This is a genomic window from Paenibacillus sp. J22R67, from assembly GCF_059692175.1.
Map to the genome: position 1 here is coordinate 99,724 of NZ_JCAUAX010000011.1, position 20,181 is coordinate 119,904.

The window sequence follows — 20,181 nt, forward strand, 5'->3', positions numbered from 1 at the left end:
CTCTGGCCTTTTTTGTGCGCTTTTAAAAAAAGAAATGCATAAAGAGCAAGGAGCCGGTCAAAACCGTAATTGCGACAACAATGGAGAGCATGAGCACGAAACGGGCTTTGAAGATGGATAACAGCATCAGCGTGCTTTTGACATCGATCATTGGGCCGAAGACGAGGAAAGCCAGCAGAGAACCTGGAGAGAACGTCTTGGCGAAAGAGGCGGCTACGAAGGCATCCGTTGTGGAGCACAATGACAGTAAGTAGGCAAAGCCCATCATAAAGACATGAGAGATGAATGTCCCTTGGCCAATGGCGGATAAGCTGTCTTGCGCGACAAAGGTTTGGATTAATGCGGTCAGGAATGCGCCGAGCATTAAGTATTTGCTCATTTCAAATAGCTCGGACGTGCCGTGACTGAGCATGGTTGCTAACCGGCTGTCACCGTGGGAGTGGCTGTGGCTGTGGTCGTGCTGATGAGCATGATCATGCGTGTGGGCATGGTGATGCTCATGGTGATGCTCATGTGTGTGGATATGCTCAGCCGCATGCCCGCTATTGGCGTGGCGCAGCGGGCTGCTTTTCAGAAAACGCGTCAACAGGAGACCGACAATCAGCGCGACACCGAAGGTGAGCCCCATGCGCGAATAGGCCATTTCCGGTTCGCTGTGGAAAGCCATGAAGGTGGACGCGAACACGATCGGATTCAGAATCGGTCCGACGAGTATGAAAATAACGGCAATGTAGACAGGCATTCCTTTGCGCATAAGCCGGCGAACGAAAGGTATCATGCCGCACTCACAGAGTGGGAACATGATGCCAAGCACGCAGGCGAACAGAACGCCGCCAAGCGGATGCTTGGGTGTCATACGCCGGATGAAAGCTTCCGGGATGAAGTTTTCGACGACGGTAGAGAGCAGGACTCCCATGAACATAAAGGGCAGGGCGTCGAGGAAAATGTCCATAAAAGCAGCAAACACATGCTTAATATCATTCAGGATCAGCCCCATCGGCGGAAGCTCTCTCGTCGTTAGTATGAGGATGAGAAGACATGCGCAGATCACCGTGGAGACGGGAAGACTCCACCGGTATAGTGTTGATGACAATTCATTGACACCCCTTTGTCCGTTGATGATAGGATCGTATGTTATCTATCCTATGTCCATGCAGGGAAAGATAGGACAAAGACCTTGGTTGACAATGGAAAGTCAAGGTGTATAATTATATAAAATCAATAAGCGATGACAGGAACAAGTACGTTTGTTTCCCGTTTCTCAGAGAGCCGGTGGTTGGTGCGAACCGGTGAAACGAGCAAACCGAATGGATCCTTGAGCTTGAGGCTGAACACAGTATGAGGTTGCCGGAACCTAGGCCGGAAGAACATCCGCATCTGACAAGTATGCCAAACGGCTGCTCTCCGTTACAAGAGCCTGAAGGTCTATGCGGCAATTATATGCTCATACATGGACAAATTAGGGTGGTACCACGGTCTCTCGTCCCTTGCGGGGAGAGGCCTTTTTGTTGTCTTTTTTAACTGTTCAAAAGCTAATTTGATATTGAATTTGGAGGGGTTTTCACAATGAAACGAGTACTATCAGGCATGCAGTCAAGCGGTCAGCTGACAATTGGTAATTATATTGGTGCTCTTCGCAACTATGTGAAGCTGCAGCATTTGCACCGTTGCTATTTTATGGTGGTGGATATGCACGCGATCACGGTTCCGCAGGATCCTGCTGCGCTGAAAGAACAAACGGAGTCGATCGCTGCGCTTTATATTGCGGCGGGACTAGACCCGAATAAAGCGTCTATCTTTCTGCAATCCCATGTTCACGCCCACGCGGAGCTGGGCTGGATTATGACGACTCTAACGCACATGGGCGAGCTTGAGCGCATGACGCAGTTCAAAGATAAATCGGAAGGCAAGGAATCCGTTGGTGCAGGTCTCTTTACGTATCCATCCCTCATGGCGGCAGATATTCTCTTGTACAATGCCGACCTGATCCCGGTTGGGGACGACCAGAAGCAGCATTTGGAGCTTACTCGCGATTTGGCTAACCGTTTTAACAATCGTTTTGGCGATATGTTCGTGATGCCGCAGCCTTATATGCCTGAGATTGGCGCAAGAATCATGTCACTAGACGATGCATCCAAGAAGATGAGCAAAAGCAGTCCGAATGCAGGCAGTTACATCGCTATGCTGGATGAGCCGTCTGTTATCCGTAAGAAGCTTAGCCGTGCAGTGACCGATTCTGGCCGTGAAGTGAAGTATGACCCGCAGAACAAGCCAGAGGTTAGCAATCTGATTTCGATCTACTCGCATTTTGCCGAAATGAGCGTAGCAGAGATTGAAGCCAGATACGATGGCCAAGGTTATGGACCGTTCAAAAAGGATCTGGCTGAGCAGATCGTGGCAGTCCTTGAGCCGATTCAGCAACGTTATCAGGAGATTCGCCGTTCGGGAGAAATTTTTGATATTTTGAAAAAAGGTGCGCAAGAGGCTGCTGAGGTCGCTAACGAAACCTTGCTTGAAGTGAAGAAACGGATGGGTTTCGTGGTCATCTAAAAGAAAGCGAAAAGAGCTCAAACAGCAATTTAAGGCTGTTGAGCTCTTTTTTTGTGCAGCCGTCATGGTTACGGCCGGGAATTTTTCTTACGAATCTTCGCCTTAACAGCAAAGCCATAACCGATAAAGCCTAACGCAATAATCGTACAGACGAGAACCATCCAAGGCTGCCGGAGTGCGATAAACAGGGAGATGGAGGCAAGCAGAAGCGTGGCGACTAAAGCAAATAAAAGCGCGAGCGGTTTACTCATGAACGTGACCTACTTTCTAGAAGTTTGAACGGTGTAGTCTTATTTTAAACTTTTTTGATCGCTGTGCATATAAATTCATTTCCTCCACATACTATGTTTGCAAGCTTGCAAATACATCAAAGATCATAGCTGACTGAAAGGAGTCTGATCCTTATGGCACAATCTCGTAACAGCAACACTTTGGCAGTTCCACAAGCTACAGCAGCTCTAAATCAATTGAAATATGAGGTAGCTCAAGAACTGGGCATCCAAATTCCTCAAGATGGTTACATGGGCTATATGGCTACTCGCGATGCAGGTTCAATCGGGGGTAACATCACTCGTCGTCTAGTGCAAATCGCTGAGCAATCGTTGGCTGGTCAATCTGGCTTCCGTAGCTAAGAAGCGATAACCCGTTATTAGTTTTTCCCGATTGTTGTAATATAAAAGCTCAGGGGCCTAAAAAACCTCTGAGCTTTTTTTTGGTGGAATATAAATAAAAAAGACGCGTAATTGCACGCGTCCTCTTCTTAATAAAGATCTACTCGAAGTTTCTTTTCTAGTCTGGTGTCGTTGACCCAGCCTACGTAAGAATCGAGTGTTTTGAAATTGTGGTCCATATGGATGACACCTACGAATGGGTACTGCTTACGATGGCGATAGCGTACATCCGCCCATCTAACTTCGTAGCCCCAACGATGTTCTTTCACTTCCGCGCAGGTGAACGATGAGAAGTACAGCAAAGCTTGAATATCTTCATGCTTTTTGGAAGCTTCGACGGCTGGGTGGTCCTCACACCTCACTGTATCTAACCATTTCAGCTTGGAATTCTTAAGCTCGCCTAGTTGGAAGGTACCGTCTGCTCTTCTTTTTACGACATTCCAGACATAGAGGTTGAATGTTACAATAAGTGTGTATTGATCGCCATGCTGGAAAGTCGGATCTTTGCGGTAAAGGCCTTTTTCTACAATGTAATGGTCAAGCGTGCGCCAAATGTAGTAAAGGGCGATAACACCATATAAAGTTGGGAAAACAAGCTTTGGACTTGCCACGTGGAAGGACCACATGAAGATGGCAGCAATGTGGCTCGAAAAGATAAAGGGATCAAAGATGTGAATAATGTTCCACGATACCCACTTCTCAGAAAAAGGCCGAATGGCTTGTGTACCATATGTGTTGAAACAATCGCTGAAAACGTGAAAACAAACCGCGATCCCTACCCACATTCCTAGATGCAGCAGAGGGATTCCATGAAAGAATAGAGCGAGGGCTCCAGTGATGAGTAACGTCCAAAGCAGTAAAGCTGGCAAAGAGTGGGAGCGACCGCGATGATTACGGATATACGTGGCATTATTCTTGAAACGTAGCAGCCCGTCCACATCCGGAATCTGTGAACCGATAACGGTTCCGATGAAGACAGCAGTCGTAGCGGCTGAATCCGCGGAAACGCTGGGATCAATTTGCGACAATCCTGCTAACCCTAAGCCAATAACAAGATGTGTACCTGTGTCCAAGTGGGTTTCTCCTCCTAAGGTCAATTTCCGTCTTCTTATTAGTTTACCATTTTGGAGCAAAAAATAAATCAGAGGGAGATCTAAAAATGTCTAAAGTTTTTGTAGAGTATGCCATAAATCCCGAATATCGGGAGTCTTTTCTCATCTATATGCAGGAGTGGCAAGAGCGGGAAGGGCGTTTGGAGGTATTGGAGGGAACGGATCAACCAGGACTATTTGTAGAAATTTGGAATGAAGTGAATCATGTTGAGTATATCCAGTTGAAGGAAGAACGATTCCAGCAAGGCGGGGGAACAGCGAACAGTCAGGCAGCGTGGGAAAAGTGGGTGAAAGGCGGCTTAAGCAAGCTGCATATGTGGCATTTCACACCTGTTGATTAACAAAAAGAAACCGCAGCCTTGGTTAAGGTTAGCGGTTTTGTGGAGGTGAAATGTCCGTATTATCTTCTGCTGCCATAGGGATAGTAGTAATTTAATTCCTCGTCGAATGTAATGTAGTCCAGATTCACCATAAGCAGTAAGTAGCGCATGCCTGTAGCTGGATCGCTGATGATGATATGGTCGCGTCCTGCGGCTTCCAATTTGCCTTTGAAAATTTTGGCATTCCATTGCGAGTTATTCTCGTATGTCATGTAAAGTGTAGCCATTTTGCCAAGATTGAGCCGTAGAATATTCTCGATATAAGATTCTTCCATCGGTAGGCCAGGCACGTTTACACCCGTTTGCAGGCCTGTTCCTGCAGGTGGCAGCGTGGAGCCGCTAGGCTGCATCGGAACCATTTTGTTCGTAATTGCTGTCGGAACCGGGTAGGCCGGATAGGGACTTCCGCCAAATGTTGGCATTTGTGCTTGGTTGCCAATTTTATAAGGGTTATTCAACATAACTGTAAATCCTCCTTGGAGCTTTCCTTGTGGAAGCTTTCTTCTTGTGAAGCATACACCTCATCATATTGTGCATTCGCCTATTTGGTGACTGATTTCCCTGTTCATCTGCAAAATAAAAAAGCTCCCAAAGGGAGCTTAGTTCAGCAAAAATTTATATCCGACACCCCAGACCGTTTTGATATATTTCGGTTCTTTCGGGTCGGTTTCTATTTTTTTTCGAAGGTTTGCGATATGTACATCTATGGCGCGCTCAGTCACATAGGAATCGAAACCGCGGACCCGGTTGAGCAGCTCCTCGCGGCTGTATACACGGCCCTGATTTTGCCATAATAGCTTCATAATCTCGAATTCGGAGAAAGTGGTCTCAATCAATTTATTATGTACAAAAAGACACCGTTTCTCGAGATCCAGGTGGACGTTCTGATTGGTTGAGGTATCGGCTGCAGTGGCCGCTACATGGGCAAAAGCGGTTGAACGTCGCAGCAAGGCTTGTACCCTGGCGGCTAGTTCTCTCATGGAGAAAGGCTTGCATAAATAATCGTCTGCTCCTGTTTGCAGACCTTTGATTCGGTCGGAAACTTCACTTTTGGCCGAAACCATGAGAATAGGAATGGTGGAAGCGGTTCGGAAGTAAGTGCAAAGCTGGATTCCGTCAACATCAGGCAGCATGATATCAAGAACAATGACATCAGGATGGAAGTCGCGGAATAGGGTTTCTCCCTGACGGCCGTTCTCCGCCCGCATGACTTGATACCCTTCTTCGTACAAATAAATGGACATCATTTCACCAATGCTTAGATCATCTTCAATAATTAATACTTTAGACATAAACGTTCCCCTCCTTTTCCTTCAAAAGGCTCGGTGCTCGATATGCCGGACGCAACATTCGATCCTATATTTAACATGTTATCATTATCCATTTTGTGCCGTCCAGTTTTAAGACAATAATTCGTTTACTTTTCAAAAAAGAAAAAAAGAAGCTGGATGGTACTTGATGCCTAAAGATTAGGTCAAGTAATCCAGCTTCCTTTGGTAGGGTGAGCATTCGGGAACCAAATCATACGGTTAAGTGCTTTCGAACTTGATCTTCGCTCAGATGCTCGGCATGACCTTCGGCGGCTATCGTCCCACGGTCTATGACATAGTAATAATCAGCTATGCTCGTAGCGAATTCTAAGCTTTGCTCGACCAATAAGACGGCTATCTCCCTTCTTCGTTTGATGGATTCGATAATGGCTTCAATCTCCATAACAATGGAAGGTTGTATGCCCTCCATGGGTTCATCCAGCAGCAGAAGTTTCGGACCTGCAGCTAAGGCACGGGCGATAGCTAGCTGTTGCTGCTGACCGCCGCTGAGGTCTCCCCCTTTGCGGAAGAGCATTTCCCGCAGAACAGGGAAGGTGTCGAAGAGGGAATCGGGCAGTTTCTTTCTCCCATCTGTCGCCGCTTCAAGTCCAAGCAGCAAATTCTCCTCTACAGTTAACTGTGGGAAGATTTCACGGCCTTGCGGCACATAGCCAATGCCTGATTTCGCGCGCTGATCTGGAGGGCTGGTCGTGATGTCCCGTTCGTTATATTGAATGGAACCAGACTTCGGTTTAACGAGACCCATGATGCTCTTCATGAGCGTTGATTTCCCCACGCCGTTACGTCCCATCAGACAAACGATCTGTCCAGGTTTCACGAGTAAGTTCACTTGGCGAACAACCATACTTTCCCCATAGCCTGCTTCGATGTTTTGAAGATTAAGCACCGCGCTCCACTCTCCTTCCCAGATAAACCTCAGCAACCTTATCGTCATTCTGAATATCTAGCATCGTACCTTCGCGAAGGACGGTGCCTTCATGAAGCACCGTGACTGTTTTGGCAAACTGGCGAACAAATTCCATGTCGTGCTCGACTACAATAATCGTTTGATCCGCAGCAATTTCATGAAGAAGCTCACCCGTTTTCTCTGTCTCGCTATCGGTCATTCCGGCGGCCGGCTCATCGAGCAGAAGAAGATCAGGTTCCTGCATGAGCAGCATGCCGATTTCGAGCCATTGTTTCTCCCCGTGAGAAAGGGAGCCAGCGCGCTCCTTGGCTTTGCCTTGCAGGCCAATCATGCCAAGTCTTTGGTGCAGGCGATCCCGCTGCTCGCTTGTCGTTTTGGCCCAGAGTGCACTGAGAAGACCGCGCTTTTGTTTCATGGATAAAGCTAGATTTTCAAATACCGTTAAGGTTGAAAAGACAGAGGGTGCCTGGAATTTCCGTCCAATACCGAGCTGTGCAATTTGATGCTCTTGATGCTTGGTAAGATCAATGGAGTCTTTGAAAAAAACTTCCCCTAGCGAAGGTTTCACTTTCCCGCAAATGACATCGAGGAGCGTTGTTTTTCCGGCCCCATTGGGTCCGATGAGAAAGCGAAGTTCGCCATATTCCAAGGAAAAGTCGAGATTGCGCAAGGCTTTAAAACCGTCGAAGCTTACCTCTAGCCCTTTTACGCTTAGTATTTTAGCGCCAGGCACAGGTTGTTGCTCTGCTAATTGTCCGAGCATGGGATGTTCCTCCTTCTTTTATTCATGAAACAAATAACTTGTAAGTTTATCTAGCTTCTTGCGAGGAAGAAATCGGCTTAGGCAGCACGGGCTTTTTCCAATTGGATGTGTAATGGGTAATGGTGCCGACGATTCCTTTGGGCAGTAAAAGCACAACAATAATGAACATCGCACCGAGAATGAAGGGCCACCAAGTTGGATAGGCTTCACTGAACGTAGTTTTGGCAGCGTTGGTCACTAGAGCTCCTAGAACAGCGCCTCCGATGGTAGAGCGTCCACCGATAGCAACCCATAGGACCATTTCAATCGAAGGAACAATCCCCATCTGTGCGGGGGAAATGATGCCTTCTTGAAGTACGAAGAGCACGCCGGCAAGTCCGGCCAATCCTGCGGATGCACAGTAGATGAATACTTTGTACGTTACTGGATTGTATCCGATGAAGCGTACCCGATTCTCTCCATCGCGTATGGCCGTTAGAATATTCCCCATACGGCTGGTGACGAGCAGGCTGCATAGGATTAGGACGACGGCAACGACCGCTAAGGTGAGATAGAAGAAGATTAGCTTTGTTGACTGTGCTTGCAGGTTTAAGCCTAAAAAAGAGTCAAAGTTGGTGAGTCCATTCGTTCCGCCTGTGTAGCCTTGTTGGCCAACAAACAATGTCACTGTAATAATGACAAGGGCCTGCGACAGGATGGAGAAAAAGGCGCCTTTAATTCGGTTGCGAAAGGTAAAATAACCTAAAATGAAGGCGACAATCATAGGAATGATGAGGGCTAGCAGAAAAGCAGCGCCTGCCGAATGGAAGGGAACCCAGAACCAAGGCAAGCTTTCTACGCCGCTCCAGGACATGAAATCAGGCAGCTCGCCGGGATTCGCGGCTAGTTTCAGATGCATCGCCATACAGTAGGCGCCGAGTCCGAAGTACACGCCATGACCGAGACTCAATATGCCGGTGTAACCCCAAATTAGATCAATTCCCATGGCAATAATGGCATAAGCGAGAAACTTGCCTAGAAGCGAAAGGCGGAAATCAGACAAAAACAGTGGAGCAAGTGCTAACAGGATTAAAAAAACGGTATAAACCATCAGTTTCATCTTGGATTGTCCGGCGAAGAGCATGGAAGAGGCCACATCCTTTCTTCAGTCTAAGGATCTTGAACGGATCGTCACAAGTCCCATCGGTTTCCATTGCAAGAAGGCGATGATGAGTGTGAAGACGAGTACTTTCCCAATCGTCGCACTGGTTGTATACTCAAGCGCTGTATTGAACACGCCAATGCCCAAAGCACCTGCAACCGTGCCGATTAGCTTCCCGATGCCGCCAAGTACAACAACCATGAAGGCGTCGACGATGTAGTACGTGCCGATGGTCGGTCCAATGGGTCCAACCAAGGTTAGCGCACATCCGGCAATGCCCGCCATGGCAGACCCGAATGCGAAGGATTGCGAATCTACTCTGCGTGTAGAAATACCGAGACAGGCAGCCATTTCGCGGTTCTGCATAACGGCTCTCATCCGTCTGCCGCCAGCAGAGTGGTATAAGTACATGTAGATAATGAAGATACACAAAGCGACCAAGGCAATAATGAAGAGGCGCTTGTAAGGAAGAATGAGATCAGCTGTCAGGTGGAGTCCGCCTTCCAACCACTCAGGAGCTTTTACTGCGACGTTGGGTGCGCCGAATATGGATCTGGCAAGCTGCTGCAGAGCTAAGCTGACGCCCCATGTTGCAAGCAGGCTGTCTAACGGTCTGCCGTACATGAACCGAATGAGGCAGACCTCTAGCAACCATCCGACGAGGAAGGCTACGGCGAAGGCGACGCCAAGCGAAACGATGAAATACCAGCCGAAGGCGGATGCCGGCAGGAATTGCTGGAACCAATGCTGGACCAGATAGGCCATGTAGGCTCCGATCATAATAAACTCGCCGTGAGCCATATTCATGACATTCATAAGCCCGAATGTAATGGCGAGCCCAATGGCGATCAGGAGCAGGATGGAGCTTAGACTTAAGCCATTGAATAATTGAAGCAGCAGCAAACTCATGACGATGCTTCCCCCTTAGTGAATCCCGAGTAAAATACTGAAATCCAGGGCTGCCGTTAGGCAGACCTGGTTTCAAGAACGATCCTATCGGTGAGCTTTATTTCTTCGTTACTTCGCCGCCCCATGGATACGTTTTGAGGAAAGGATCCGGTTTGAGCGGTTGACCAGAATTCCATACTTCTTTAATTAACCCGTCAGCGCCAATTTGGCCGATACGCGCTGTTTTGGAAATATGCTGGTTCTCGCCATCGATGGTGACTTTACCCTCCGGTGAATTCCACTCTATGCCTTTGGCTGCTGCTTTTACTTTCTCTACCTCAAAAGAGCCTGCTTTTTTGACGGCTTCCGCCCATAGGTAAACGGCTGTGTAACCGGCTTCGATCGGATCATCCGTTACGCGGTCTTTGCCATATTTAGCTTTGTAGGCTTCAACAAATTTTTTGTTCTCTGGTGTATCCGTTGTTTGGTAGTAATTCCAAGCTGTGTAGTGTCCATCCAAAACAGATGCTCCAATTCCGCGAACCTCTTCTTCGGCGATACTAACAGACATAGTTGTTAAATCTTTGGCTGTAATACCAGCGTCTTTCAATTGCTTGAAGAAGGCTACGTTACTATCGCCATTCAGCGTATTGAAAACAACATCCGGTTTCTCTTTTTTGATTTTGCTAATAATTGTGTTGTAATCGGTGTGTCCAAGCGGCGTATACTCTTCAGCTACCAGTGTGCCGCCTTCGGCTTTCAGCTGCTCTTTAATAATTTTGTTGGCTGTTCTTGGGAAAACGTAGTCTGAGCCTAAGAGGTAGAATTTCTTGCCTTTGTTTTGGAGGAGCCAGGTTACAGCGGGGATAATTTGTTGGTTCGTTGTTGCGCCTACATAGAAAATGTTTGGTGAGGATTCTACGCCTTCATACTGAACTGGATACCACAGTAATCCTTTGTTTTGCTCGACGACCGGAAGTACCGCTTTACGGCTGGCTGACGTCCAGCAACCGAAAATCGTCACAACACTGTCTTTCTGCAGTAACTTCTTAGTTTTCTCTGCAAAAGTAGGCCAATCGGATGCGCCGTCTTCAATGACGGGCTTTAGTTTCTTGCCTAAGAGTCCCCCAGCTGCATTAATTTCATCAATCGCCATAAGCTCCGCATCTCTTACAGATACTTCACTAATGGACATCGTGCCCGTTAGAGAGTGAAGAATACCAACAGGTACAGTCTCGTCTTTTGTTTCCGCTTTGACTTCTGTCGCTTTCGTTGTTGCCGTGGATGCAGTAGGCTCCGACTTTGCACAGCCAGTTGCGACCATCATCAATGCCATGCTTAAAGCGACGGTGAGTTTCCCTTTGTTTCTTATCTCTCTCATTAATCGTCCCACTCCCTTACTTACAAGATTTGGATTACAAGGCTTATGATAAAGTGGGCAAAAGGATAATGTCAATATACATGACATGTATTGGTTTTTATTTTGTTATTATTGCACAAATGGATGTAGCCTCTTTGTGCTTCGTGCATAAAATAGGGAAAATAATTGGGAAAATCACTTGTTTTATGTTAATTAATATGACATTACAGATTTACAAGCAAGGAATATCCGAATATAATAAGTGTAAAAGAATACCATTATTCGGTTTTTGAAGAGGTGATGATGTGCATTTAACCGAGCGCGAGAAAGAAAAGCTCCTCATTACAGTAGCGGCAGACTTAGCAAGGCGAAGATTGGCGAGAGGCTTAAAGCTGAATTATCCCGAAAGTATTGCACTAATTACATCTGAAATTATGGAAGGCGCCAGGGATGGCATGACGGTCGCTGAGCTTATGACCTTCGGCACCACCATTTTGAAGGCAGAGCAGGTTATGGAAGGTGTTCCTCAGATGATTCATGATGTACAGGTAGAAGCAACGTTTCCAGATGGTACGAAGCTGGTGACCGTTCACGAACCCATCACCTAACAATATGGATGAATCGACCGAAAGGGGCGAGAAGATGGTTCCGGGAGAATATCGCATTAACCGAGGTTACATAGAAATGAATAAAGGCAGACAAACAGTCGAAATCATTGTCACGAATACAGGAGATCGCCCAATTCAGGTGGGCTCCCACTATCACTTTTTTGAGGTGAATCGAGCGTTAGCCTTTCCCAGAGAACTTGCCTTTGGCATGCATCTGGATATTCCGGCGGGGACAGCCGTTCGGTTCGAACCGGGAGAGCAAAAGCCGATTCAGCTGGTCGAGCTGGGCGGAGCCAAGTTATCCTATGGGCTCAATAATTTGAGCGAAGGATCGGCAGTTAAAGACCAGATGTCCGACGAGACGAGAGCAAGATGGCAGGCATGGGAGGGGAAACGCGTGTGAGTCAAATAGATCGTAAGAGCTACGCGCTGATGTTCGGGCCTACGACTGGCGATGCTATTCGTTTGGCGGATACGGAATTATGGGCGCAAATTGAGCATGATTACACCGTCTATGGAGACGAGTGCAAATTTGGCGGAGGGAAAGTAATCCGGGACGGCATGGGACAGTCCAGTGGTGCCACCCGGGATCAAGGCGTACTCGATACGTTGATCACGAATGCTGTCGTTATCGATCATTGGGGAATTGTGAAAGGCGATATTGGCATCAAGGATGGACATATCGTCGGAATTGGCAAAGCCGGCAACCCCGATATTATGGATGGCGTGCATCCGAATTTAATTGTCGGAGCAAGCACAGAAGTCATCGCTGGCGAAGGTAAAATCGTGACAGCTGGGGGAATTGATGCCCACATTCATTATATATGCCCTCAGCAGATCGAAACGGCGCTATCCTCCGGAGTGACAACAATGATCGGCGGCGGTACAGGACCGGCGACTGGCACGAATGCGACAACATGCACACCTGGCGCATGGCATATGCGGAGGATGTTAGAATCCGCGGAAGCGTTCCCGATGAACCTGGGGTTCACAGGGAAAGGGAATTCCTCATTCTTGGCGCCATTAGTTGAACAAATTGAAGCAGGCGCCATCGGTTTGAAGCTGCATGAAGATTGGGGAACGACACCGGCGGCTATCGACACATGCTTGACAGCAGCCGATCAATTTGACGTTCAGGTCGCCATTCATACAGATACATTAAATGAAGCGGGATTTTTGGAGGATACGCTCGCAGCCATCAAAGGCCGTACCATACACACGTATCATACGGAAGGAGCAGGCGGAGGACATGCGCCGGATATCATTCGGGCCGCTGCAGAATTGAATATCCTGCCGTCTTCGACAAATCCGACACGTCCTTACACGATCAATACAATTGAAGAGCATCTGGATATGCTTATGGTTTGCCATCACTTGGACAGCCGAATCCCTGAGGATGTGGCATTTGCCGACTCGCGGATACGCCCGGAAACGATTGCTGCGGAGGATATTCTGCATGATCTTGGGGTGTTCAGTATGCTGAGCTCGGATTCGCAGGCGATGGGCCGGGTTGGAGAGGTCATCATCCGCACCTGGCAAACGGCGGATAAGATGAAGAAACAGCGGGGACCACTCGCTCCGGATACAGAGGATGGGGACAACTTCCGCATCAAGCGTTACATTGCGAAGTATACGATTAACCCTGCGATTACGCATGGTGTTTCGCACTTGGTTGGTTCTATCGAGCCGGGTAAATTCGCGGATCTAGTGGTTTGGAGCCCGATGTTCTTCGGGGTTAAACCTGATCTGGTACTCAAGGGCGGCAGCATTGCCTACGCACAAATGGGAGATCCGAATGCGTCCATTCCAACACCGCAGCCCGTGTTCGGAAGGCCGATGTTTGCCGCTTTCGGCAAGGCTTTGACACAAAGCTCGATAACGTTCGTTTCTCAAACGGCTTATGACAATGGCATTGCGCAGAGGCTCGGTTTACAGAAGAGAATTGAGCCAGTGAAAGGCTGTCGTGAGATCTCGAAGAAAGACATGATTCATAACAATGGCACTCCTTCTATAGAAGTGAACCCGGAAACGTATGAAGTCAAAGTAGATGGGGAAGCCATCACTTGTGAACCAGCGACGAAGCTTCCGATGGCGCAATTATATTTCCTATTTTAGAAAATGCGGGTGATGCTCATGGATGGGATGCAGCGGGCAGCGGCCACGCAACAAGAAGCAATAGGCCCAAAGTTTCACTGGCTTGCCTACCAGCAGCTTCTAGATTCAGCACTTCCGATTGGGGGCTTCTCACACTCCTTCGGCTTGGAAACGTTGGTTCAGCAAGGACGTTTGGAAACCGTCGATGAGCTTGAGGCTTATATCAGCACCATGCTCCTCCACAACTGGTCATCGTCTGATGCGATGGTGATCAAAGCAGCCTACACTCATATTCCCAAAGGGGATTGGGATCAGCTTTGGGCAGTCGACCACATGCTGCATGTGCAGCGGGTATCAAGTGAGGCGAGAAGCGGCGTTCAAAAGATGGGACGCAGGCTGTTGCAGTTATCCCGAGCTATGTATCCCGAGCTGGATTGGAGGTCCTTAGAGGAAGCCGTGAAGGATGGGCGCTGCAGTGCCAACCATCCGGTTGTGCATGGATGGGTAAGTTATCACCTTGGCGTGCCGCTGGAACAAGCGGTGGAAGGATATCTGTACAGCTGTGTGATGACCTGTATCAATAGTGCTTTAAGGCTCATGTCCATGGGGCAGACGCAGGGCCAAACGCTGCTTTCTAAGGTGATTCCGTTGATCGGAAGGCAGTGGCAGCGCGTAGCTCATTTAGATCCCATGGATGCTTATACGAATTCACCCTCGGCTGATCTAGCGATGATGCAGCACGAGACCTTATATTCGCGATTGTTCATGTCTTAACTCAAATACAAGGAGGAATGACTATGTGTCAAGGACAAGGTCATCATCATCATCAATGGGAGAAACCATCTGTCGATCGGAGCCGCCCGATGCGCATCGGTATCGGAGGGCCTGTTGGCTCCGGCAAAACAGCTTTAGTGGAGCGTCTAGCTCGGAAGCTGAAAGACCGTCTCAGTATCGCGGTAATTACGAATGATATCTACACGAAGGAAGATGCTCGTATTCTGATCAGCTCGGAGGCATTGCCCGAAGAGCGCATTATCGGAGTGGAGACAGGCGGATGTCCACATACGGCGATTCGAGAAGATGCCTCTATGAATTTCGAAGCGATTGAAGAGTTGGAGCAGCGGTTTGAGCATCTAGATATCATTTTCATCGAGAGCGGCGGCGATAATTTGGCTGCAGCATTCAGTCCGGAATTAGTGGATCGCTTCATCTATATTATCGATGTTGCCCAAGGGGAGAAAATTCCGCGTAAAGGCGGCCCTGGTATTATGAGATCCGATATGCTGATCATTAACAAAATCGATTTGGCTCCGTATGTCGGCGCCAGCTTAGAAGTCATGGATTCGGATACGAAGAAAATGCGCGGCGACCGTCCGTACATTTTCTCCAACCTGATGGGCGGCACAGGACTTGATGATATTGTGACATGGGTGGAGCAGGAGTTCAGCCATGCCTAAGGTGACCGGGGAGATCAAGGCAGCATTTGCGGTGCGCAGCGGCGTCACGCAGCTGGTTCACAAATATCACGCCTCCCCGCTCAAAATCGCCAAGACGTTCCGCTATGAGAACGAATCGTTCACCGGAGACCAGCCCGTGGAGCAACTGGGTGTATATATGATGGACTGCTCCCCGGGATTGATGTCAGGGGATCATTACGAAATTAACGTGCGCCTTGCAGAGGGTGCACGTGTTTTTCTAACGAACCAATCGTTCACGAAGGTTCATCCTTCCTTGGGAGATCAAGGAAGCACGCAGCACCAGTCGCTGCATGTGGAGGCGGATGCGCTGCTGGAATACATCCCGGAGCCGCTCATGTTGTACAAAGATGCCCGTTTATTCTCCGAGACGGAAGTGTATCTTGCCCCAGGTGCTGCGTGTATATTCTCTGATATTCTCTGTCCGGGACGAACGCAGAGGGGAGAGATCTTTCAGTACTCGCGTTATACCAATCGCATGAAGGTTTGGTACGGCACGGAACTGATTTATTATCAGAACCAGAGAATTGAGCCCCAAGATATGCTGCTCACAGCTCCTGGGAGTTGGGAGCAGGAGACGCATCTGGGGAATTTGTATATCTTCTCAGATCGGCTTGGGCAGCGGCATCTAGATGGCCTGATGGCTTGTCTGGAGAAGATTAATGGCATTGAACAAGTACGTATCGGAGCTAGTCTCTCGTATAAACACGGGATAATCGTCACCGTAATGGGACGACATGCCTGGCAATTGCAGCATGTCCTTACCCAAGCCTGGCATGAACTGCGCCGAAGCTTACTTGCCTTAACCCCATTAATGGTTAATAAATAGGATGGAAGGAGCCCTGAGGGCTCCTTTTTTGATGCGCCAGAATTTATATGTTTTGGGGGTAAGCTTCGCTTACCCTTATTGATGTTCGTTAGCGGAGTAACTGGTCAAAGTCGAAGTCGAAGGCTTGTGCTGCATTTTATACAACGTAATGGCGTAGTCTGACCACGAATGCAGTCTTTCGTTGCACAATATACATCCATTTGTTGCAAAAGGGTAGATGTAAGCGGTTTAGTGTCATGAATCGTTGTATGAAGTACAATATAGAGGTGATCTGAGGTCCAATCCAGCCTAATGGTTGCACAAAGTACAACATAGAATGCTGTTGCAGTCGCAACTTGGTGTTGAGTGATAAATGGTGTGAGGTGACGAAGGGACGTCTGAGCAACAAAGTCGAAGTTGAAGTCGAAGACTATCGTTGCATTTTATACAACATAATGGCGTGGTCTGATCACGAATGCGGTCCTTTTTTGCGTTGGGAGAGAATGGTAAGTTTATTTTCCACGCATACTGGTAGGAGAATCGACAATATCATGACAACTGCCCCGACTTCATTGTCAAACTGTGTAGGGGTTGGTATGATAAATGAGATTATAAATAAGTTAGCTCGGAAGTTCGATATAGAGGAGGGCAATGACGTGGAAAATCAAGCTAGCTACGAAAGCATTTCTAACGATTCGACACAAGGTTCCGCTCGGAACGAAGCCATAGATGCAGTCAATAAGTCAACATCTGCAGAGCCTGTGACGTTAAAAGATTTCTATCGCTTGGTGAAGCCGGGGATTATTTATTCAAACCTAATGACGGCTTTCGCTGGATATTGGATGGCCGCACGCTGGGACGTAAGTTGGGCCCACTTATTTTTTACAATGCTCGGAACAGCTCTTGTCATGGCTGGCGGTACGGTGCTGAACAATTACCTAGACCGTGAGATGGATGCCAAAATGGAACGGACGCAGAACAGAGCGCTGCCTAGTGGAAGACTCGGTCCCAATGTCGTTTTATGGTACGGCATTATTCTAGGAACGATCGGACTAGCTGTCCTCTATTTTGGAGCAGCTTCCCCGCTTGCAACGTTGATTGGGTTAATTGGATTGTTCTTGTATGTATGGCTCTATACGGCATGGTTCAAAAGAACCTCAGTCTGGAGCACATTCGTAGGCGCATTCTCTGGAGCGACGCCACCGGTCATCGGGTATTGTGCAGTTAGCGGGACGGTCGATTTAGGAGCTATCCTGGTATTCCTTTTCTTATTCCTATGGCAGCCGCCGCATTTCTGGGCACTTGGCATTCGCCGCATGGAAGAATATCGCGCAGCTGGATTCCCGCTTTTACCAGTGGTCAAAGGATCTTACGTGACTAAGATTTCCATGGTCCGTTATGTCGTATTGCTTGTTCCGGTTACCGTTATGTTGACAGCTTACGGATATGTAGGTTACCTCTTTTTGATCGGCTCCACGATTCTCGGATTAATCTGGATGTTCATGAGCGTGAAGGGTTTCAAAGCAACAGGTGAGGCAGAAGTCGTATGGGCGAAACGCATGTTTCTTTTCTCGATTATGTATCTAACCCTCTTATCGATCCTCATGGTCATTGATACGGTGAAGATTAGCTAAAATGAAGGACGGATGACGAAGATGAGCACATTTTTTGAAAAAAATTGGTTCAAGCTGGCGCTGGGCGCTATCTTGATTGCGATGATTGCTTCTTTTGCCTATAAGCTTTGGGTCAACAGCAGTGAACCGGATCAACGCTTAACGGCGATGAAGCAGTCTCCGTCTTTTCAACTGCAAGACTTGGATGGGAAGACAGTTGCTTCTGCGGATACAGATGGCAAAGTAAGACTCGTTTATTTCTTCTATTCTTTTTGTCCGGACGTCTGTCTGCCGACAACATTTTTGTTGACACAAGTGCAAGATGAATTGAAGAAAAAAGAACTGTTCGGTACAAAATCCGAAATTATCTCCATCACCGTTGATCCAAACCGGGATACACCGGCTGTACTTAAGGAGTTCGGAACCAAGTTTGAGTCCAAGCCTGATCCAACCGGATGGATGTTCCTCCGTGGTGAAGAAGCGAAGATTCACAAGCTTGCCGAGGATTTCGGCATCATGGTCATTAAGGAGAAAGACGGAAACTTCTCTCACTCCAATGCTATTTTACTTGTTGATAAAAAGGGTAAGTTGCGGAATTATTATGATGCGAGCAATCCGGAACTGGACGCCGACCATATTGTCAAAGATGTGGTGACTTTGTCCAAAGAGAAATAAGTTAACTACATAAACTAATCAAGAGCAGGATCTGGTGAAGGGTAGATAATATACTCCTCCAGACCTGCTTTTTCTAATTGCTGAATAAGGTATTCCTCAGGTGTTCCCTCAACCCCGGCATACCCTCTGCGCGTATAAATTTGCTCGGCATCCGGGAAAGTGTCCCGCAACAGAAAACGTATCCTTTTTCCGGAAGAATCATTATCTGTAAACAAATAGACTTGCTTGTCTCCTGCCTTTTTCTGTAGTTCCTCCAAGGTTTGTGAGCTAGGTGTTCCGAAGGTGCAGAGAATCTGAACGCTATCATCAACGACGCGCTTTAAGCGGCTTTTGTCGTTTTTGCCTTCTACAATGATTGTGATCGACATGGGCTGGCCTCCATCAGGTTTTTTTGTAGTATAACCTGTTTTTGTAAGCGATCCAAGGATTCCATTCGACGTTTGCTCAAATAATACGCTGCCATTTCCCGGGAAATGACAGAGATTGACAGCACAAAGACGGCTTGAACATCTCAAGCCGCCTTGAGTAGAAGGCGTTATGTCGTAACAGGCGTTTTAAACGTACGCAATGGTAAAAGCGAAAGTGCCAGCATGAGGACGAAAAAGGCGATGAAATAAGAGGAAATATGGTCACGAAGCTGTCCAGCCATCATAGGGCCGATAAAAGCGCCAATGGAGTAAGAAATCGAGAGTAAAGAGAAGACTCGTCCGTAACGATTGCTGCTGGTAATGCTGGCAAGCAGTGCAGCTAAAGCGGGATAGATGATACCTTTAGCCATTCCGATCAGGAAGAGGGAAACAGACAAGGGGATGGGCCACTGGATGGCTAGGCCAAAGAAAACAACGGCTAACGACAAGCTCCCGCAGACTGTTCGGATAAATGGCGGCACTTTATTAAGGAACCAGAGCGAGATACTTAGCAAAGCACCCAAGCTGATCAATGTGAAAAATACGCCAGAGGTGAGTATGGATTCTCGAGCAGATTTCATAAGCGGCAGTTCAAAGAATAAAATGCCTTGAGAGCAGGAAAGCGCCATGGGGATAAGGAAAAATAGCCAAGGGACTGACACGCCGACAGGCAAACCCGATTCCTCGTCTGGCATCCCGTGGCCGTGATGATCCAGGGCTTGAAGTTTGCCAGCGGATTGGCCCAGCAACTGTTTTTCTTTGACACCAAAAATAGCCAGAAATCCCGTTACAATCAGAATCCAGCCGAGCACGGAAAAAGCGGTTGTAAAGCCGATTTTGGCAACTAAGATGGCTCCAGCTGCAGGAGAAACCACAGACGCTAGCGTGTGGATTAGGCCGTTCCCCGCCATCAGTTTACTCTGCTGGATGCGGTCTTTCGCGATGCGAGCCAGCAGTGACAAGCAGGCCGGAGATAAGAAGGCAAGGACAAATCCGCTTATGGAACGAATGTAGAGCAGATGCCATGGATCTGTGACATTAGATTGAAAAAGTAAGATGATCCCTGCTACAATCAGGCTAAAGACAATGAAAAATTTGCTGCCGTATTTGTCCACACCATAACCAGCGATGAGATTGCCTGGCAAGTGCGTAATCGAGTATACGCCCATGATTAGCCCTATAAAGGAAGGAGCGGCCCCTAAGGATAAGGCGAAAGGTGACAGAATCGGGTACTGTGCGTGCAAATCAAAAAAAGCCACAAACATAAATAAGTACAGCCAAAGGGCTGTTCGCATGTGCTCACCACCTTGATTAGACTTGTCTCTTCTTAAGATGTACGCCGCTCGTCCGATGGATATGACCTTTCTGTATAATTGACACAATTCTGATGGAGGAAGC

Annotated in this window: 23 protein-coding genes and 1 other annotated feature; of the genes, 11 read left to right on the forward strand and 12 right to left on the reverse strand. The window is 47.9% G+C overall.

What is annotated here, in order from left to right:
- Nucleotides 1–22: 22 nt before the first annotated feature.
- The gene (locus tag AC58VC_RS30750; RefSeq protein ID WP_497374520.1) at nt 23–1,093 is read right to left on the reverse strand and encodes a permease; all 1,071 of its coding nucleotides are present in this window, start codon (nt 1,091–1,093) and stop codon (nt 23–25) included.
- 126 nt (nt 1,094–1,219) lie between these two features.
- Nucleotides 1,220–1,491 (forward strand) — a binding site (T-box leader).
- Nucleotides 1,492–1,566: 75 nt separating this feature from the next.
- On the opposite strand from AC58VC_RS30750, the gene trpS reads away from it, so the two are divergent.
- A complete protein-coding gene (trpS, locus tag AC58VC_RS30755) occupies nt 1,567–2,550 on the forward strand; it encodes a tryptophan--tRNA ligase (RefSeq protein WP_497374522.1) in 984 nt (327 codons plus the stop codon).
- Nucleotides 2,551–2,618: 68 nt separating this feature from the next.
- On the opposite strand, the gene AC58VC_RS30760 is transcribed toward trpS, so the two are convergent.
- Nucleotides 2,619–2,801, reverse strand: coding sequence for a DUF5325 family protein (locus AC58VC_RS30760; RefSeq protein ID WP_497374524.1), 183 nt, complete (start codon nt 2,799–2,801; stop codon nt 2,619–2,621).
- 153 nt (nt 2,802–2,954) lie between these two features.
- Between AC58VC_RS30760 and AC58VC_RS30765 the strand changes: the two genes are divergently transcribed.
- A complete protein-coding gene (locus AC58VC_RS30765; RefSeq protein ID WP_477498664.1) occupies nt 2,955–3,182 on the forward strand; it encodes an alpha/beta-type small acid-soluble spore protein in 228 nt (75 codons plus the stop codon).
- Nucleotides 3,183–3,310: 128 nt separating this feature from the next.
- On the opposite strand, the gene AC58VC_RS30770 is transcribed toward AC58VC_RS30765, so the two are convergent.
- Complete coding sequence (locus tag AC58VC_RS30770) at nt 3,311–4,294, reverse strand: metal-dependent hydrolase (RefSeq protein ID WP_497374526.1); 984 nt, start codon at nt 4,292–4,294, stop codon at nt 3,311–3,313.
- A gap of 86 nt (nt 4,295–4,380) precedes the next feature.
- Between AC58VC_RS30770 and AC58VC_RS30775 the strand changes: the two genes are divergently transcribed.
- Nucleotides 4,381–4,674 carry a hypothetical protein gene (locus tag AC58VC_RS30775; protein ID WP_497374528.1) on the forward strand — a complete coding sequence of 98 codons (294 nt, stop codon included), beginning with the start codon at nt 4,381–4,383 and terminating at the stop codon, nt 4,672–4,674.
- Between the two features lie 59 nt (nt 4,675–4,733).
- Here AC58VC_RS30775 and gerQ read toward each other — a convergent pair whose 3' ends face one another.
- From gerQ to urtA, 7 genes are all read right to left on the reverse strand, one after another.
- Nucleotides 4,734–5,174 (reverse strand): spore coat protein GerQ, encoded by a 441-nt coding sequence (gene gerQ, locus AC58VC_RS30780; RefSeq protein WP_497374530.1) that lies wholly within the window; start codon nt 5,172–5,174, stop codon nt 4,734–4,736.
- 138 nt (nt 5,175–5,312) lie between these two features.
- Entirely contained in the window at nt 5,313–6,005 is a 693-nt protein-coding gene (locus AC58VC_RS30785; RefSeq protein ID WP_497374532.1) for a response regulator transcription factor, read from the reverse strand.
- 229 nt (nt 6,006–6,234) lie between these two features.
- Entirely contained in the window at nt 6,235–6,930 is a 696-nt protein-coding gene (gene urtE / locus AC58VC_RS30790; protein ID WP_497374534.1) for an urea ABC transporter ATP-binding subunit UrtE, read from the reverse strand.
- Entirely contained in the window at nt 6,923–7,714 is a 792-nt protein-coding gene (gene urtD / locus AC58VC_RS30795) for an urea ABC transporter ATP-binding protein UrtD (protein WP_497374536.1), read from the reverse strand. The genes urtE and urtD overlap by 8 nt, the downstream gene beginning before the upstream one ends.
- Nucleotides 7,715–7,760: 46 nt before the next feature.
- Nucleotides 7,761–8,813 (reverse strand): urea ABC transporter permease subunit UrtC, encoded by a 1,053-nt coding sequence (gene urtC, locus AC58VC_RS30800; protein WP_497374538.1) that lies wholly within the window; start codon nt 8,811–8,813, stop codon nt 7,761–7,763.
- 45 nt (nt 8,814–8,858) lie between these two features.
- Nucleotides 8,859–9,764: an urea ABC transporter permease subunit UrtB gene (gene urtB, locus AC58VC_RS30805; RefSeq protein ID WP_497374539.1), complete on the reverse strand. Its 906-nt coding sequence runs from the start codon at nt 9,762–9,764 to the stop codon at nt 8,859–8,861.
- Nucleotides 9,765–9,861: 97 nt separating this feature from the next.
- Nucleotides 9,862–11,124 carry an urea ABC transporter substrate-binding protein gene (urtA, locus tag AC58VC_RS30810; RefSeq protein WP_497374541.1) on the reverse strand — a complete coding sequence of 421 codons (1,263 nt, stop codon included), beginning with the start codon at nt 11,122–11,124 and terminating at the stop codon, nt 9,862–9,864.
- Between the two features lie 284 nt (nt 11,125–11,408).
- On the opposite strand from urtA, the gene AC58VC_RS30815 reads away from it, so the two are divergent.
- From AC58VC_RS30815 to AC58VC_RS30850, 8 genes are all read left to right on the forward strand, one after another.
- A complete protein-coding gene (locus tag AC58VC_RS30815) occupies nt 11,409–11,711 on the forward strand; it encodes an urease subunit gamma (RefSeq protein WP_145666723.1) in 303 nt (100 codons plus the stop codon).
- A 34-nt stretch (nt 11,712–11,745) separates the two neighbouring features.
- Complete coding sequence (gene ureB / locus AC58VC_RS30820) at nt 11,746–12,114, forward strand: urease subunit beta (RefSeq protein WP_497374726.1); 369 nt, start codon at nt 11,746–11,748, stop codon at nt 12,112–12,114.
- A complete protein-coding gene (gene ureC, locus AC58VC_RS30825; RefSeq protein WP_497374543.1) occupies nt 12,111–13,826 on the forward strand; it encodes an urease subunit alpha in 1,716 nt (571 codons plus the stop codon). Before ureB ends, ureC begins: the two co-directional genes overlap by 4 nt.
- Nucleotides 13,827–13,838: 12 nt before the next feature.
- Nucleotides 13,839–14,579, forward strand: a complete 741-nt coding sequence (locus AC58VC_RS30830) for an urease accessory protein UreF (protein WP_497374545.1) — start codon at nt 13,839–13,841, stop codon at nt 14,577–14,579.
- Nucleotides 14,580–14,602: 23 nt separating this feature from the next.
- Complete coding sequence (gene ureG / locus AC58VC_RS30835; protein ID WP_161408661.1) at nt 14,603–15,262, forward strand: urease accessory protein UreG; 660 nt, start codon at nt 14,603–14,605, stop codon at nt 15,260–15,262.
- On the forward strand, nt 15,255–16,109 hold the full coding sequence (locus AC58VC_RS30840) for an urease accessory protein UreD (RefSeq protein WP_497374548.1): 855 nt from the start codon (nt 15,255–15,257) through the stop codon (nt 16,107–16,109). The genes ureG and AC58VC_RS30840 overlap by 8 nt, the downstream gene beginning before the upstream one ends.
- Nucleotides 16,110–16,771: 662 nt before the next feature.
- Nucleotides 16,772–17,722: a heme o synthase gene (cyoE, locus tag AC58VC_RS30845; RefSeq protein ID WP_497374728.1), complete on the forward strand. Its 951-nt coding sequence runs from the start codon at nt 16,772–16,774 to the stop codon at nt 17,720–17,722.
- Between the two features lie 21 nt (nt 17,723–17,743).
- Entirely contained in the window at nt 17,744–18,376 is a 633-nt protein-coding gene (locus AC58VC_RS30850; RefSeq protein ID WP_497374550.1) for an SCO family protein, read from the forward strand.
- A gap of 14 nt (nt 18,377–18,390) precedes the next feature.
- On the opposite strand, the gene AC58VC_RS30855 is transcribed toward AC58VC_RS30850, so the two are convergent.
- Both AC58VC_RS30855 and AC58VC_RS30860 read right to left on the reverse strand, forming a co-directional pair.
- Nucleotides 18,391–18,744: a toprim domain-containing protein gene (locus AC58VC_RS30855; protein WP_497374552.1), complete on the reverse strand. Its 354-nt coding sequence runs from the start codon at nt 18,742–18,744 to the stop codon at nt 18,391–18,393.
- A 167-nt stretch (nt 18,745–18,911) separates the two neighbouring features.
- On the reverse strand, nt 18,912–20,078 hold the full coding sequence (locus AC58VC_RS30860; RefSeq protein WP_497374554.1) for an MFS transporter: 1,167 nt from the start codon (nt 20,076–20,078) through the stop codon (nt 18,912–18,914).
- Nucleotides 20,079–20,181: the final 103 nt, after the last annotated feature.